The sequence below is a fragment of the Psychrobacillus sp. FSL K6-2836 genome (assembly GCF_038003085.1).
In the GTDB taxonomy this organism is placed as follows: Bacteria; Bacillota; Bacilli; order Bacillales_A; family Planococcaceae; genus Psychrobacillus.
In genome coordinates this window covers 1,472,960-1,488,131 of the sequence record NZ_JBBOOM010000001.1, presented here as the reverse complement: position 1 = coordinate 1,488,131, position 15,172 = coordinate 1,472,960, and the positions used below count along the sequence as shown (strand labels likewise).

Genomic DNA, 15,172 nt, shown 5'->3' with positions numbered 1-15,172 from the left:
TTTATACCTATCTATCTCTCATCAAAAGGATGGGAGATTTTTTATTGCTTCAATTAGGAGGAATGTTAAATGAAGAAATTATGGCAGTTATGGATGACATCCGCATTAGCAGTATTATTACTAGTAGGATGTGGACAAGAAGAAGTAAAACCTGAGAATAATAACGATAACTCGCAAACAGAAGTAGTTGTTGATGAAACAACTTTCCCAATAACGATGACGGATGCGGTTGGCGAAGAAATTACATTGGAAGAAGCGCCGAAAACAATCGTTTCTATGCAACCAAGTAATACGGAAATCTTATTTGCACTTGATTTAAATGAAGAAATCGTTGGTGTTAATGATTATGATAACTATCCAGAAGAAGCACTTGAAAAAGAGAAAATCGGTGGTATGGAATTCAATGTAGAAAAAATCGTAGCGATGAATCCGGATATCGTATTTGCGCATGAGTCTGCCCTAGGTATGGGTGAAGCTGGATTACAACAAATTCGCGATGCCGGTGTGAAAGTTTTCGTAGTGAAAAATGCAGTGGACTTCAATGAAACATATACAACAATTGAGCAAATTGGTCGTGCTACTGGTAAATTTGAAGAAGCACAAAAAATTGTAGAAGATATGAAAGCAAAAGTAGAAGAAGTTAAAGAAAAAGTTGCAAACGTAGAAACAAAGAAAACGGTATTCGTTGAAACTTCAGATGTTCCGCAAATTTATACACCTGGTAAAGGGACATTCATGCAAGAAATTTTAGATATGGTGAATGCTGAAAATATTGCAGCGGATCAAGAAGGCTGGTTCATAATGGAGCCAGAAGAAATTGTTAACCGTAATCCAGAAGTAATTATAGTGATGTATAGCTATGTCGAAGGAATTGTAGATAGCGTGAAAGCTCGTGATGGTTTCGATTCTATTACGGCTGTGAAAAACAATGAAGTTGTACAAGTAGATGAAAACCTAACAAGTCGTACAGGTCCGCGTCTTGCGGAAGGGTTAGAAGAAGTAGCGAAAGCAATTTATCCAGAGGCTTTTAGTGAGTAAAGCCTTGATCGGCTACATCTTGTCCATAGTTGCACTTTTAGTAGCAATTTGGCTAGGTGTATCGGTCGGATCCGTAAAGGTACCGATCAGCACATTATGGGATACGGGAGCAGATGCAATTGCGACCAATATCGTTTGGAAAATTCGCATGCCACGTGTTGTACTTGCAGGGCTAGTTGGTGCATCACTAGCCATTGCAGGTGCTGCATTTCAAGGGTTATTAAAAAATCCGCTTGCCGATCCTTATACGTTAGGAGTGTCGTCCGGTGCCTCAGTAGGTGCCGTGGCTACGCTCTTTTTCGGTATTTCGGTACCATTTTTAGGTATATACACGTTACCTGTTTTCAGTATGATTGGTGCTCTAGTTACAATGCTACTCGTTATTACTTTTGCAAAGCTAGTCGATCGTGCGATGAAAATGGAAACAATTATTTTAACTGGTATTATTTTTAGCTCTTTTTTAGGTTCTGTAATTTCATTGATGATTGCACTGACGGGAGAAGAATTGAGGCAAATCATCGGCTGGCTCCTCGGAAGTGTGTCGATGCGGGGCTGGAGCTTCGTGCAAATGGCTTTACCGTTTGTAGTTATTGGTACCTTTTTATTGTGGTTAAATAGAAGAGAGTTAAATGCGATGCTATTTGGAGAAGAGCGAGCAAAGCATTTAGGAGTCAATGTGAAACAGCGAAAAATGATGATTTTAATCGGTGGTTCCATGCTGACGGGAACGGCAGTTGCAGTATCTGGAACGATTGGATTTGTAGGACTTGTCGTTCCGCATATGACAAGGCTGTTATTTGGTTCAGATAACCGACATGTGTTGCCGCTAAGCTTCATAAATGGTGCAGCTTTATTAATCATTTGTGACTTAGTATCTCGAACGATTATTTCACCAACAGAGCTGCCAATTGGTGTTATTACGGCATTTATCGGGGCACCAGTCTTTGCGTTTATTTTCTTTAGACAACGAAAAAAAGGAGGCATTTAACTATGTTACAGGTAGAAAATGTATCGGGTGGGTATGATCGCAAAATAATCGTTAAAAACGTCTCCTTTGAAGTTGGAAAAGGAGAAATGCTTGGAATTCTTGGTCCAAATGGGAGCGGGAAATCCACATTACTAAAGGTAATAAGTGGAATATTACATATGGAGTCAGGGGAAGTCCTCATTGATGGGAAGTCGTTAAAATCGTATGCCTCCAAAGAACTTGCGAAAAAAATGGCAGTTCTACCACAATTACATAGTCATGCCTTTTCACATTCTGTGAGAGATACGATCGCACTTGGTCGCTACCCCCATCAAAGTGGGTTGTTTTCCTCTTGGTCAGATGAAGATGAAACGGCGGTTATCGAAGCGATGAAACTAACAGCAATGGAAAGATATGAGTATCAAATGCTGGATCTATTATCTGGTGGTGAGCAACAACGCGTATTTGTTGCCCAAGCACTTGCCCAACAAGCACCTATCTTACTGCTGGATGAACCAACTAATCATCTAGACATTGCACATCAAAAACAATTGCTTGATACGATTAAAACACAGGCCATTGAAAAAGGAATTACTATTATTAGCGTATTTCATGATATTAATCTCGCTTCTTTATATTGTGATCGTCTGCTATTAATGGATCAAGGAGAGGTAAAAGTAATAGGGGCACCGCATGAAGTAGTGAAGAAAGATCAAATTGAAACGGTGTATCAAGCTCGTATTAGCACAAATCCACACCCGGAACGACCAAAGCCTCAAATTACGATTCTTCCAGATGTAAATGAAAAGCTGGATGAAAAACTACTGACAGTAGATAATTTTCAGGTTACTGGTGAATTAGTTATCTTTCAAGCCCAAACGCAACTCAAAACATGGTCATCAGCAGTAATTAACGCAGGAAGTGGATGGTATAAAAACTTCGTCAATAGAAGGGTAGATGCCAACTATGCTTGTGATAATGTACAGAAAGAAATGCTTGAATATTTGGCAAAACAGGGATTTTCAGAAGCAGATACAGTAGGGATGATGACCGCGGTAAACACAACGGATGCTGTCATTAAAGAGTATGACACACCTTTTGGAAGTATTGTCATTATGGTAACAGCGGGAGTAGGGAACGCTGTGGACGTCTCCAGAGCACATGAAGTAGAAATGCTTCCTGCAATTGGGACTATTAATACTTGGATAATTGTAAATGGAGAGCTATCCGATGAAGCTTTTATTCAATCGGTCATTACAGCAACTGAGGCAAAAACAAAAGCACTTGCATTTGAACAAGTTAAGGATCCTCGTACGGGGACTATTGCTACTGGTACATCAACCGATAGCGTACTAATAGCGGCGACGCAAAAAGGTACACATATTCCGTATGCAGGCCCAATTACGGAAATAGGCAAAAAAATCGGATTTGGTGTGTATGAATGTACAGTGGAAGCTATTCAAGTCTATAAAAAAGCAAAAGGCTGGGAATAGAATGGGTCCACATATAATTGCAATAGCAATAGGCTTAATACTGGACCGAATAATTGGTGATCCGCCAAACTGGCCTCATCCAGTTAGATTTATCGGTACACTAATTTCAAAGCTGACAACATGGTTGAATAAAGGAAAAGTGCGTAAAGCAAAAGGTTTTTTACTCGTTTTTGTAGTCGTTGGGATAACATTCTCCGTCACACTAGCTATATTAATAGGTTCATACTCCATTCATATATGGGTTGGAATTGCAGTGGAAAGTATACTAATTGCATCAGGGCTTGCTCAGAAAAGTTTAAAAGAGGCAGCATTAGATGTATATAAACCGTTAGTAGCAAAAGATTTACCGTCCGCAAGACAAAAGCTTTCCTGGATTGTCGGTCGCGATACAGACAAATTAGATGAAAAAGAGATTACGCGCGGGGTTGTGGAAACAGTATCGGAAAATATTAGTGATGGTATAACAGCCCCTCTTTTTTATGCATTTGTGTTTGCCGGTGCGCCTGGACTTTGGGCATATAAAGCTATAAATACGCTCGATTCAATGGTCGGTTATAAAAATGAAAAATACGAAGACTTTGGCTACGCGGCTGCAAAGCTGGATGACATTGCGAACTATATACCAAGTCGTTTGACTGGCTATCTCATCATGCTCTGGGGCAAAAAAGAAAGCGGTTTGCCTTTTAGCAAACGGATGAAAGGTTGGTGGCAGGATGCGAAAAAACATCCAAGTCCAAATAGCGGCTATTTGGAAGCTGCAACCGCATATCAGTTAGGCATTCAACTTGGCGGTATCAATACATATAAAGGAGTCGTTTCTAATCGTGCACTCATGGGAATAGGAGAGGCTCCATTATCGCCAAACCATATATTAAGCACCATCTCTCATTTGAATACGGCTGTAGTTTTGTTTTGGCTGTGGATGATGGTCATAGGGGGGATTTTGTTTGGCATTACCTAATCACGGAGCAAATGCTCATCACGTATATGAACGACTTGGAATAGAAATGCCTAAAATGGTTATTGACTATAGTGAAAATGTGAACCCGTTAGGACCACCAGCATTTGTGTATGAAAGATGGTCCACTTATGCACAGTTAATAACAAAATATCCAGATCCACTCGGAGAACCATTTTTATCAGCAGCGGCAAAGTATCACAATGTCTCATTTGAAAATGTGAGCGTTGGTAATGGGGCGGCGGAAATATTCGCAAGCCTTGCAAAACGATATGAAAATAAACGTGCGGTATTAATTCATCCAACTTTTTCAGAATATGAGGCAACTCTTGCGCCTTACAATGTGTACATTAAAGAAATAATTGCAACTGGGAAACTTCCTTTGGACGAAGTACTCGATGAAGTAGAGTTTGCGGAAGTGATTTATATATGCAGACCAAATAATCCAACCGGGTATTTAATACCACTAGAAGAAATTATTCAAATAGCAAAATATGCGAATCGGTATAAATGTGAAGTCATTTTAGACGAAGCCTTTCTCGATTTTATAGATGAGAAAGAATCATTCATCCCATATTTAAAGGATTTTCCAAACGTTATTGTCGTACGCTCGATGACGAAAATGTATGCAATCCCAGGTATTCGACTTGGGTACGCGCTGGCTAGTGAATCCATCATAAACGACATGCGTTCTAGAATGCCGCATTGGAATAGTAATGCAATCGCCACGACAATTGGAGCAGAGTGTTTGCTAGAGGAAGATTACCGAATACAAGCAATTGAATTCGCAAACGAAATGCGTGAACAAATGACGACGTTTCTAGAAAAATGGAACTGTATTGTATTACCATCTGTGACTAACTTTCTTTGTTTTCAATTGCCGGATCCTGCTCGTTCAAAGGGATTTTTCGAGTATTTATTAGCAAAAGGGTGTGTACTTAGACACACCGAAAATTTCAAAGGGCTAGACGGAAAATGGTTTCGGGTAGGAATGAAAGAAAGTATCCAAATGGAGCATTTGCAAAAGGAGATGACCACATGGTTCGTGGAAAACTTGTCTTCATAACGGGTGGCGTGCGCAGTGGGAAAAGTAGCTTTGCTGAACATTATTTAATGGACGAGCAGACAAAACGAAATGTGTATATCGCATCTGGCGTTGCAGTGGATAATGAAATGAAAGAACGCATAAAAAGGCATCAGGACGACCGTGAAAAATACCAAGTCGAATGGATGACAATCGAGCAGCCACGCCATTTTGAACAAATTGTTCCTCATATCCAACAAGATGACGGTATCTTATGGGATTGTGTCACCACCTGGCTAGCCAACGAACTATACGAAGGCCAAATGGAGAAAGTAGAACAGCAGTTATACGAGGCGATTGACCAGTTATTAGCAAAGGTTAAAGTAGTCGTCATTGTTTCAAATGAAGTGCTCGATGAATCTATATCAACTTATGAGTATACAGCTTTGTATCAAGCGTGGATTGGGCGAATCCACCAAAAGCTTGTAGCTAAGGCAGATTATGCTTTCGAAATGGAATATGGCTTAAGTCATCAATGGAAGTGAGGGATATCGATGAAGGGTTTAATGGTGCAAGGTACAGCATCAAGTGTAGGGAAAAGTTTGGTTTGCACAGCTATTTGTCGACTCCTAGTAAATGAAGGAAAGCAAGTGGCTCCTTTTAAATCGCAAAACATGTCGGGTCTCAGTATTCATACAGACGATGGTTTAGAAATAAGTGTCTCGCAATCATTACAAGCAAGAGCGGCAAAAATTCCTTATTTAGTCGAAATGAATCCCATATTATTGAAGCCTGCAAAGAATATGGAATCAGATATAATTATTTTAGGAAAAAAGCTGAATAGAATGAGTGGCATGCACTACCGGGAACAATTTTTTGAAAAGGGGCAAAAGCTCATTGAAAATAGTTTGAGTATGCTGTCAGCTTCGTATGAATATCTGATATTAGAAGGTGCTGGTAGTCCCGTTGAAGTAAATTTGCGTGACCGCGAATTAGTAAATATGCGTGTTGCTGATATAGCAGATGTGCCGGTAATATTAGTAGCCAACATTGAGTTTGGCGGCGTATTTGCTTCAATTGTTGGAACGCTTGCACTTCTACCGGAAGCACAAAGAGTACGAGTAAAAGGAATAATTATCAACAAGTTTCAAGGAGACGTTACTCTGTTTGAGGATGGAATCGATTTCATCGAAACTTATACAGGAATTGATGTTTTAGGAGTCATCCCTTATTTTGCAAATGAGTTTGAGGAAGAAGACGGCGAAGAAAAAAGAGGACAAATGGCATCAGATGAACAAATTAATGAATGGGCAAGCCATTTTAAAAAGCATGTAAAATGGGAAAAAGTCTTAAGCCTTTTAACGAATCATGCGGTGAATAAATGAGTAGCATTTTGTTAGCACTTCAATTTTTTACAGTCATTCCAGTAAAAAAAAACCTGCCGATGAAAAGTCGATCAATTACAGGGATGTATAGTATTTTCCCTTGGATAGGGGCTGTCATTGGAGCAATTGCTTGTTTAGTACTCTACTTCGAATGGAGTTCACTAATGACGGGGTTTTGTATTGTACTTCTTGGGGTTGTACTTTCCGGGGGACTCCATATGGACGGATTTATCGATACATCGGATGCATTTTTTTCCTATAAAGATCGGTTGAAGCGATTTGAAATACTGGAGGATCCTAGAGTCGGTGCTTTTGGTGTGATGGCAGTAGTGTTTTTAGTTATTGGTAAAGTAATTATTATTTCCGAGGTACTCTCTACAGAATCATTTCATTGGATTTTCGTATTGCTTATTCCTTTTTTCTCAAGAGCCACGCTAGGATTGCTATTTTCTTTAACGAATACAGCGAAAACGAGTGGGCTTGCTTATTATTTCAAGGAAAAAATGAATGCGAATGTTGTCCTAATTGCTACTGCATGTCAATTTATTATCGGATTAGGTGTTTTAGGCTGGATGACGAATTGGATGGTTGCAGTCACTGTTGCTGTTGCATTGTTTGCTTTTATTTGTTTATTTCGCAGTTGGGTATTAAAAAACTTCGGTGGAGTTACAGGTGATTTGCTCGGTGCAAGTGTGGAAATTTCGGAGGTGGTCCTATGGCTAACGCTTTTATTGTTACTCTCGTAAGGCATTTACCAACGCAAGGAAATCGAGATAAAAAGTATATTGGCTGGACCGATGAACCGATCATTGCCGGAGTTAAAACGAAAGAGTTTACTTATGCTACCAAACAAATAATCGGCAGTGATTTGATGCGCTGCAGGCAAACGGCAGCAAAAGTTTTTAGCGGAGTTCCTTATACAGAGAATGCAAATTTTCGAGAATGCTCCTTTGGTGATTGGGAACAAAAAACATATAATGAATTAAAAGAAGAAGCTCAATACAGAAATTGGCTTGATGATCCGCGGCAAATAGCCCCTCCAAATGGAGAGTCAATGCAAGCAATGGAAAATCGAGTGCTACAAGCTTTCTTGGAAATAGTGGAACAGGTCGATCAGCCGATAATCGTAACACATGGTGGACCTATTCGGTTTTTACTGACCAAGTTCGCAAATATAGAAAAGAGTTTTTGGGATTGGAAAGTACCTCATGGCTGCATGTTTACAGTGCATTGGGAAAGTAAAAAAGCTGTATTGGAGGGAAAACGATGCACGTCATTTTCGGTGGAGCATTTAATGGAAAACGAGCGTATGTAGAGCAGAGGATTCAAGGACGCAGCGTGCAGTGGCTAAATGTGGATGCTGATGAGCATATTTTATTGCCTAATATAGAAGTGATTGTTGTTTTTGGTGTTGAAAATCTGCTAGAACCCAAAGGCAAAGAGTTACTAGAAAAAATGGAAAAATGGGATGAACTAGCTGAAGTGCTAGTCATTGCAACAGAAATTGGTCGTGGAATTGTACCGATGGATGCAAGTATGCGCAAGCTTCGAGATGATGTCGGTCGATTTTATCAACAGCTTTTTACAAAGGCGGACAGTGTAACACGAATTTGGTATGGTATTTCACAAACAATAAAGGGAGATGAGTAGAGATGAAAATTTATACTAAAACGGGTGACAAAGGTCAAACAGGTTTGATCGGGGGAAGAACGGACAAAGACGATATCCGAGTGGAGGCTTACGGAACGATTGATGAAGTTAACTCATTTATCGGAAAAGCAGTAACAGAGCTAGATCCGGCGAAATTTGCGGATATTTTAGAGGATTTAGAAACGATTCAGCATGAACTATTTGATTGTGGCGGTGATCTTGCAAATGTTTCAAATCGTCGCGTATATAAAATGACAGACGAAGCAATCGATGCAATGGAAAAACGAATCGATGTGCTGGTAGAAGAAGGGCCAATTTTAGAACGATTCATCTTACCAGGTGGAACTCCTGCTGCGGCAACGCTTCATATTGCGCGGACAGTTACTAGACGTGCGGAGCGTTTGACTGTGACGTTAACGAAGACACAAGAGGATGTGCCAACAGTAGTACAACGTTATTTAAACCGCTTATCGGATTATCTATTTGCAGCTGCTCGTGTAGCAAATGTGAGAGAAAACGTATCAGACGTTGAATACGTGCGCAGTGCAAAGGTATTTAAAAACGTAGGAAGCGAGAAGAAAGAAGGGAAGTAAATCGTATGAAACTTCGATTATTAACACTCGCAGCAATGTTTGCAGCGCTATGTGCGATCGGGGCCTTTATAAAAGTTCCAGTCGGGATCGGAAGTGCCGCCTTAGATACGGTACCTGCCCTGATTTCAGCGTCCTTTCTGCCTCCGATTTATGCGGGAGCAGCATCACTAATTGGTCACTTATCATCCTCTTTATACGCGGGGTTTCCGTTAGGACCACTGCATATAATTATTGCTATAGAAATGTTTGTGATTTTATATATTTACACAAAGCTGCACCAAGCAGGGCATCACATTTGGAAATGGATTTTCTTTATCATTGCGAATAGTGTGCTGGCAACACTTCCGTTTTACTGGATTATTTCACCTGCATTTTTTGTGTCGGCACTTCCTGGCATCACATTAGCGACTATTTTGAACGCGGCAATTGCTATGATTGTCTCTCCAGCAGTTGAGCGAGTATTGGCTCGAGTGAAAACTCATGCGTAATGCTGTTTTATTGCCAAATGGATTCGTTTTGACGACAGACAACTCCGCAGGCATCGGAGAAAAAGTGGATGATGTTGTTTCAACTCCGGACGAAATAGTTTCTTATTTTGCAACCAGAGTTGCCTTACTCGAACAATGGGCTGCTAATGCAACTCCACAGTCCATTGTCGTTCATAACTTTTCTGGCGATCAAAGCTGGACTAAATATGTTGCTGGAATTGAAAAGCTGTTTAACGAAATTGGCTTAAAATGTCCGGAGATTACGGGAAGCAGTGAGACGAATATTGAAACATTACAGTCGGCAATAGCTGTGACAATGCTAGGTGAGCAAGTTGGAGAAAACTGTAAAGAAATCCGTTGGTATGCATATGGCAAGCCAAGTGTCGGTGAGGAAGTCATCACGGATGAAGATTATATCGCTAACTTGAAAAAAATTAGAGATGCCAAAAATACTGGACTTGTGCATCGGGTCTGGCCGGTTGGATCTACCGGAATTAAAGGCGAGTGTGAACGACTAGGTCTTGCTGGTAATTTAGTTGGCTGGGATATGGAAAAATCAGCAGGACCAGCTACCACGGTACTACTTGGAATTGATATTTTTAAAGAAAAAGAAGCAAAACTTCATTTTGGTGATTATTTTGAGGCTATCTCGTTGTGAGATGGCTTTTTGTTTTGGGGAAATGTGATGGCTCTCGTATAGGCTATTAGCTCTCTCATATAGGGTACAATCCATCTCGTATAGATTGGTACCTCTCTCGCATAAAGTATAATAACTTCTCGGACAGGTGTATCGCTCTCGTATAGGTCGGATTCTCTCTCATATAGAGTACAATATCTCTCGTTGAAGGAGGCAATCTCATAGTTTACTTGCTTTCGATATAGAGATACTTGCGGATGCACTATGATTACTGCCGTTAAGGATAATTATTCCATAATTTAAATCCCGATATGTGAAAATATCTCATATAATACAGATTCTCTCGTTCAATCCAATCTTTCATCAGAAAAAATTACAAAATTCGCACCAATCCGAATAAATAACTGTTGACTGAACGCTCATTCAGTTTTAATATGGAATTACTTATATATTAGTTTAAGAATCTAATGTATTATTCTATTCATAATGTCATTTTACAACTCAGAGGGGGAGAAATAAGATGAATCCATTGTTAATCGCAAACTGGGTACTGTTTATAGCAGTAGTTTTGTATGCTTTAGGATTGTTCGCATATTTGTTGAAAACAAGATATACGTACATCAAACTAGGGAAAAAAGTCGAATTTGAAGATAATGTGAAGGAAAGACTTCGCAAAATTTGGGTGTATGTTTTTGGTCAAAAGAAACTATTAAAAGATAAAAAGAGTGGAGCTATTCACGTTATGTTCTTCTATGGTTTCTTACTTGTACAACTAAGTGCTATTGATTTTATTTGGAAAGGCTTAGCACCTGGTTCACATTTACCGCTTGGACCATTGTATCCAGCATTTACGTTTTTTGAAGAAATTGTTACCTTAGTAATTTTAGTTGCTGTCGTTTGGGCATTCTACCGTCGTTATATTGAAAAGTTAGTTCGCTTAAAGCGCGGGTGGAAAAGTGGCTTGGTGCTAATTTTCATCGGCGGATTGATGGTTTCCGTTTTAGTTGGTAACGGTATGGCAATGATTTGGCATGGTCACGAAGCAACTTGGTCAGAGCCAGTTGCATCTTCTATGGCGTTTATTTTTGGCTGGTTACCTGAAGCTGCGGCAATAACGGTATTTTATATCATGTGGTGGGTACATTTATTATTCCTGCTAACATTCTTAGTATATGTACCACAATCAAAGCATTTTCATTTAATCACTGGACCAGCAAACGTATACTTCCACCGTTTAGACAAAGTTGGTAGATTACGTCCGATCAATTTTGAAGAAGAGGAAAACGAAGACCCAGAAGCTGAAGAAGAAATGCCTTCGTTCGGGGTTGGTCGTATTCAAGACTTTACGCAAGCACAAATGATCGACTTCTACGCATGTGTAGAATGTGGTCGCTGTACGAATATGTGTCCTGCAACTGGAACAGGGAAAATGCTATCTCCAATGGATTTAATCGTGAAATTACGCGATCACTTAACATTTACTGGAGCAGTAGAAACGAAGAAAAAACCTTGGGTACCAGCACTAGCTTTCCAAGGAACAAAAGGAAATCAGCTTGCGATGGCTGCAGGAGCAGAAGGAGCAGTAATCGAAGATATTTATAGCCCATCTCTAATTGGAGATGTAATTACTGAAGAAGAAATTTGGGCTTGTACAACTTGTCGTAACTGTGAGGATCAATGTCCAGTTATGAACGAGCATGTAGATAAAATTATCGACCTTCGCCGTTACCTAGTAATGACAGAAGGGAAAGTAAATCCTGATGCACAACGCGCAATGACGAATATCGAGCGCCAAGGAAATCCATGGGGACTTAATCGTAAAGAGAAAGAAAACTGGAGAGATGCTCGTCCAGATATCCATATTCCAACAGTGAAAGAAGTTTCAAAAGCGGGAGAAGAATTTGAATACCTATTCTGGGTTGGTTCGATGGGATCCTTCGACAACCGCTCACAAAAAATCGCTTTATCATTTGCACGTTTGATGAATGAAGCAGGAATTAAATTTGCGATACTTGGCAATAAAGAAAAGAATTCTGGTGACACACCACGTCGATTAGGAAATGAGTTTTTATTCCAAGAGCTAGCAGGATCAAATATTTCAGAATTTGAAAAAGCAGGGGTAACGAAGATTGTCACGATCGACCCGCATGCATATAATATCTTTAAAAATGAATATGGTGATTTTGGATGGAATGGAGAAGTGCTCCATCATACAGAAATGCTTTATGACCTAGTTCAGGAAGGTCGTTTGAAGCCGCAATATGCAGTGGAAGAAACGATTACGTTCCACGATTCCTGTTACTTAGGACGCTACAATGATGTATACGATGCTCCACGTGAAGTATTAAAAGCAATTCCAGGAGTGAAGTTAGTAGAGATGGATCGTAATCGCGAAACGGGTATGTGCTGTGGAGCTGGTGGCGGACTAATGTGGATGGAAGAGCATGTTGGAAATCGTGTAAACGTAGCTCGTACAGAACAAGCATTAGAAGTAAATCCAACTATTATATCTTCTGGATGTCCTTACTGCTTAACAATGTTATCAGATGGAACGAAAGCGAAGGAAGTAGAAGAAACAGTTGGCACATATGATATTGCAGAGCTTCTAGAGAAATCGGTATTTGGAGAATTCGTTCCGCCGGCGGAAGAGGAAGAGTTAGAGCCAGTTATTCAATAATAAGAAAAAGCGCAAGTGCCTATGCACTGGAGTCTGGACAACAATAAAGATATTGCAAATAGTCTCATAGTTTCGTAAACTAGAATTAATAGCAAGGGAGTAAATTTTACTCCCTTTTTTCTTTCAAATGAAATCGAGCGAGCGTTCAGTCGTTTTTTATTTTCGAAAGGTTGAAAGCGCATACAAAAAGGGGTGTCTACATTGACGAAAACAGTTATTTTAGATGGAGCACGTACAGCTTTTGGTAAATTTGGAGGGGCATTGAGTACTTTAACTGCCTCAGATCTTGGCGGAGTAGCAATTAAAGAAGCACTAAATCGCACAGGTATTAACCCTGAGCATGTAGACGAAGTAATTATGGGGACTGTTCTACAAGCAGGGCAAGGGCAAATTCCTTCTCGACAAGCAGCAACTAAAGCAGGAATTCCCTGGTCAGTAAAAACAGAAACGATCAATAAAGTATGTGCCTCTGGAATGCGAAGTGTCACACTCGCCGATCAATTGATCCGACTAGGTGACGAGGAAATTATAGTAGCGGGTGGCATGGAATCGATGTCCAATGCACCTTATTATTTACCAAAGGGTAGATTTGGCTTGCGCATGGGGGATGCAACTATGGTCGACGGTATGGTTTACGACGGTCTATCTTGTTCATTCCATCCAAAAAATGTTCATATGGGAACATACGGTAACTCGACAGCAGAAACGTTTGAGTTATCTCGTGAAAAACAAGATGCCTGGTCGTTTAGAAGTCATGACCTCGCTTTAAAGGCTATAGATAATGGGATTTTAGGAGAAGAAATTGTCCCACTCGAAATTCCACAGCGAAAAGGGGATCCAATCGTTGTAAAAGAAGACGAATCACCACGTCGCAATACATCATTGGAATCACTAGCTACTCTAAAGCCAGCATTCGGAAAAGAAGGAACGATCACAGCAGGAAACGCACCTGGTATTAATGATGGAGCATGTGCAATTGTTTTAACAAGTGAGGAAAAAGCAAAATCACTCGGAAAAGAAGTTCTTGCGTACGTTATTGGACATGCGGAAGTAGCGATTGAACCTGAAAAATTCCCACAAACCCCTGGATTAGTTATTAACAAAATCCTAGAGAAAACAGGCAAAAACTTAGAGGATATCGATTTATTTGAAATAAACGAAGCTTTTGCAGCTGTTGCATTAGTGAGTAGCCAACTAGCAGGTTTAGACGAAGAAAAAGTAAATGTAAATGGCGGAGCAGTTGCACTTGGTCATCCAATAGGAGCATCTGGTGCGCGTATCATACTAACGCTTGCTTATGAATTGAAGCGTCGTGGCGGAGGTATCGGTATCGCAGCCATTTGTTCTGGTGGAGGTCAAGGAGATGCCATCATGATTGAAGTTCCAAAAACAGGAGGCAGCAAAGTATGAATATCCAAAAAGTGATGGTAATTGGAGCAGGACAGATGGGTTCTGGAATTGCTCAAGTATGCGCTCAAGCAGGATTTGAAGTAAAACTAAATGATCGTGAACAACAATTTTACGATCGCGGAATCCAAACAATTACAAAAAACCTTTCCCGAAATGTAGAAAAAGGTCGAATGACCGAAGAGGAAAAACAATCAGTGTTAAATAAAATTACAATGTCACTATCCATTGAAGATGCAAGTGATGTTGATATTGTGATCGAAGCTGCAGTCGAAAACATGGAGATCAAGCAGTCTATTTTCAAGCAATTAGACGAAATTACACCGACTCATACAATACTTGCAACAAACACATCGTCGCTACCAATTACAGAAATTGCTGCTGCGACGAACCGTCCAGAGCAAGTAATTGGTATGCATTTCATGAATCCAGTTCCAGTTATGAAGTTAGTGGAAATCATTCGCGGGCTCGCTACATCCGATGAAGTATACACAGCAGTTGAAGAAATGACAACGAAACTAAGCAAAGTACCAGTAGAGGTGAATGACTTTCCTGGATTCGTATCTAACCGCATTTTAATGCCAATGATCAACGAAGCAATCTATACGCTGTATGAGGGTGTTGCATCTAAAGAAGCTATTGATGATGTGATGAAAATGGGGATGAACCACCCAATGGGACCTCTGCAACTAGCAGATTTTATCGGTTTAGATACTTGCCTCTACATTATGGAAATCTTACATGAAGGATTTGGCGACAGTAAATATCGCCCATGTCCACTTCTTAGAAAATACGTAAAAGCTGGCTGGTTAGGGAAGAAATCTGGTAGAGGTTTCTACACTTACGATTAAAAGG

16 protein-coding genes are annotated in these 15,172 nt (G+C 40.1%); all 16 read left to right on the top strand.

Annotated elements, in window-relative coordinates; translation table 11 throughout:
* The first annotated feature begins 69 nt into the window (after positions 1-69).
* The 16 genes from MKY37_RS06805 (at position 70) to MKY37_RS06730 (ending at position 15,168) form a co-directional block, all read left to right on the top strand.
* Positions 70-1,038: an ABC transporter substrate-binding protein gene (locus MKY37_RS06805; protein ID WP_340775217.1), complete on the top strand. Its 969-nt coding sequence runs from the start codon at positions 70-72 to the stop codon at positions 1,036-1,038.
* A gap of 4 nt (positions 1,039-1,042) precedes the next feature.
* Positions 1,043-2,026: a FecCD family ABC transporter permease gene (locus MKY37_RS06800; RefSeq protein WP_445323061.1), complete on the top strand. Its 984-nt coding sequence runs from the start codon at positions 1,043-1,045 to the stop codon at positions 2,024-2,026.
* A 2-nt stretch (positions 2,027-2,028) separates the two neighbouring features.
* On the top strand, positions 2,029-3,498 hold the full coding sequence (locus MKY37_RS06795) for an adenosylcobinamide amidohydrolase (RefSeq protein WP_340775214.1): 1,470 nt from the start codon (positions 2,029-2,031) through the stop codon (positions 3,496-3,498).
* A 1-nt stretch (position 3,499) separates the two neighbouring features.
* A complete protein-coding gene (cbiB, locus tag MKY37_RS06790) occupies positions 3,500-4,459 on the top strand; it encodes an adenosylcobinamide-phosphate synthase CbiB (protein ID WP_340779855.1) in 960 nt (319 codons plus the stop codon).
* A complete protein-coding gene (locus MKY37_RS06785) occupies positions 4,446-5,522 on the top strand; it encodes a pyridoxal phosphate-dependent aminotransferase (protein ID WP_340775212.1) in 1,077 nt (358 codons plus the stop codon). Before cbiB ends, MKY37_RS06785 begins: the two co-directional genes overlap by 14 nt.
* Entirely contained in the window at positions 5,495-6,025 is a 531-nt protein-coding gene (locus MKY37_RS06780; RefSeq protein ID WP_340775210.1) for a bifunctional adenosylcobinamide kinase/adenosylcobinamide-phosphate guanylyltransferase, read from the top strand. Before MKY37_RS06785 ends, MKY37_RS06780 begins: the two co-directional genes overlap by 28 nt.
* A gap of 9 nt (positions 6,026-6,034) precedes the next feature.
* On the top strand, positions 6,035-6,865 hold the full coding sequence (locus MKY37_RS06775) for a cobyric acid synthase (RefSeq protein WP_340775207.1): 831 nt from the start codon (positions 6,035-6,037) through the stop codon (positions 6,863-6,865).
* Positions 6,862-7,611 (top strand): adenosylcobinamide-GDP ribazoletransferase, encoded by a 750-nt coding sequence (gene cobS, locus MKY37_RS06770; protein WP_340775205.1) that lies wholly within the window; start codon positions 6,862-6,864, stop codon positions 7,609-7,611. The genes MKY37_RS06775 and cobS overlap by 4 nt, the downstream gene beginning before the upstream one ends.
* Positions 7,581-8,180 carry a histidine phosphatase family protein gene (locus tag MKY37_RS06765; protein WP_340775203.1) on the top strand — a complete coding sequence of 200 codons (600 nt, stop codon included), beginning with the start codon at positions 7,581-7,583 and terminating at the stop codon, positions 8,178-8,180. The genes cobS and MKY37_RS06765 overlap by 31 nt, the downstream gene beginning before the upstream one ends.
* On the top strand, positions 8,132-8,515 hold the full coding sequence (locus MKY37_RS06760; RefSeq protein ID WP_340775201.1) for a bifunctional adenosylcobinamide kinase/adenosylcobinamide-phosphate guanylyltransferase: 384 nt from the start codon (positions 8,132-8,134) through the stop codon (positions 8,513-8,515). The genes MKY37_RS06765 and MKY37_RS06760 overlap by 49 nt, the downstream gene beginning before the upstream one ends.
* A 2-nt stretch (positions 8,516-8,517) precedes the next feature.
* Positions 8,518-9,108: a cob(I)yrinic acid a,c-diamide adenosyltransferase gene (locus MKY37_RS06755; protein ID WP_340775199.1), complete on the top strand. Its 591-nt coding sequence runs from the start codon at positions 8,518-8,520 to the stop codon at positions 9,106-9,108.
* A 5-nt stretch (positions 9,109-9,113) separates the two neighbouring features.
* On the top strand, positions 9,114-9,596 hold the full coding sequence (locus MKY37_RS06750; RefSeq protein ID WP_340775197.1) for an ECF transporter S component: 483 nt from the start codon (positions 9,114-9,116) through the stop codon (positions 9,594-9,596).
* Entirely contained in the window at positions 9,589-10,254 is a 666-nt protein-coding gene (locus MKY37_RS06745; protein ID WP_340775194.1) for a hypothetical protein, read from the top strand. The genes MKY37_RS06750 and MKY37_RS06745 overlap by 8 nt, the downstream gene beginning before the upstream one ends.
* A 499-nt stretch (positions 10,255-10,753) precedes the next feature.
* Positions 10,754-12,910, top strand: coding sequence for a (Fe-S)-binding protein (locus tag MKY37_RS06740; protein ID WP_340775191.1), 2,157 nt, complete (start codon positions 10,754-10,756; stop codon positions 12,908-12,910).
* A 201-nt stretch (positions 12,911-13,111) separates the two neighbouring features.
* Positions 13,112-14,320, top strand: a complete 1,209-nt coding sequence (locus MKY37_RS06735; protein ID WP_340775189.1) for an acetyl-CoA C-acetyltransferase — start codon at positions 13,112-13,114, stop codon at positions 14,318-14,320.
* Entirely contained in the window at positions 14,317-15,168 is an 852-nt protein-coding gene (locus MKY37_RS06730; protein WP_340775187.1) for a 3-hydroxybutyryl-CoA dehydrogenase, read from the top strand. Before MKY37_RS06735 ends, MKY37_RS06730 begins: the two co-directional genes overlap by 4 nt.
* Positions 15,169-15,172 lie beyond the last annotated feature (4 nt).

Excerpts from the sequence above, each read along its gene's own strand:
- MKY37_RS06745 (WP_340775194.1), top strand. The coding sequence starts at position 9,589 with ATGCGTAATGCTGTTTTATTGCCAAATGGATTCGTTTTGACGACAGAC.
- MKY37_RS06730 (WP_340775187.1), top strand. The coding sequence starts at position 14,317 with ATGAATATCCAAAAAGTGATGGTAATTGGAGCAGGACAGATGGGTTCT.
- cobS (WP_340775205.1), top strand. The coding sequence starts at position 6,862 with ATGAGTAGCATTTTGTTAGCACTTCAATTTTTTACAGTCATTCCAGTA.
- cbiB (WP_340779855.1), top strand. The coding sequence starts at position 3,500 with ATGGGTCCACATATAATTGCAATAGCAATAGGCTTAATACTGGACCGA.
- MKY37_RS06805 (WP_340775217.1), top strand. The coding sequence starts at position 70 with ATGAAGAAATTATGGCAGTTATGGATGACATCCGCATTAGCAGTATTA.
- MKY37_RS06755 (WP_340775199.1), top strand. The coding sequence starts at position 8,518 with ATGAAAATTTATACTAAAACGGGTGACAAAGGTCAAACAGGTTTGATC.
- MKY37_RS06765 (WP_340775203.1), top strand. The coding sequence starts at position 7,581 with ATGGCTAACGCTTTTATTGTTACTCTCGTAAGGCATTTACCAACGCAA.
- MKY37_RS06760 (WP_340775201.1), top strand. The coding sequence starts at position 8,132 with ATGCACGTCATTTTCGGTGGAGCATTTAATGGAAAACGAGCGTATGTA.
- MKY37_RS06740 (WP_340775191.1), top strand. The coding sequence starts at position 10,754 with ATGAATCCATTGTTAATCGCAAACTGGGTACTGTTTATAGCAGTAGTT.
- MKY37_RS06750 (WP_340775197.1), top strand. The coding sequence starts at position 9,114 with ATGAAACTTCGATTATTAACACTCGCAGCAATGTTTGCAGCGCTATGT.
- MKY37_RS06795 (WP_340775214.1), top strand. The coding sequence starts at position 2,029 with ATGTTACAGGTAGAAAATGTATCGGGTGGGTATGATCGCAAAATAATC.
- MKY37_RS06780 (WP_340775210.1), top strand. The coding sequence starts at position 5,495 with ATGGTTCGTGGAAAACTTGTCTTCATAACGGGTGGCGTGCGCAGTGGG.
- MKY37_RS06775 (WP_340775207.1), top strand. The coding sequence starts at position 6,035 with ATGAAGGGTTTAATGGTGCAAGGTACAGCATCAAGTGTAGGGAAAAGT.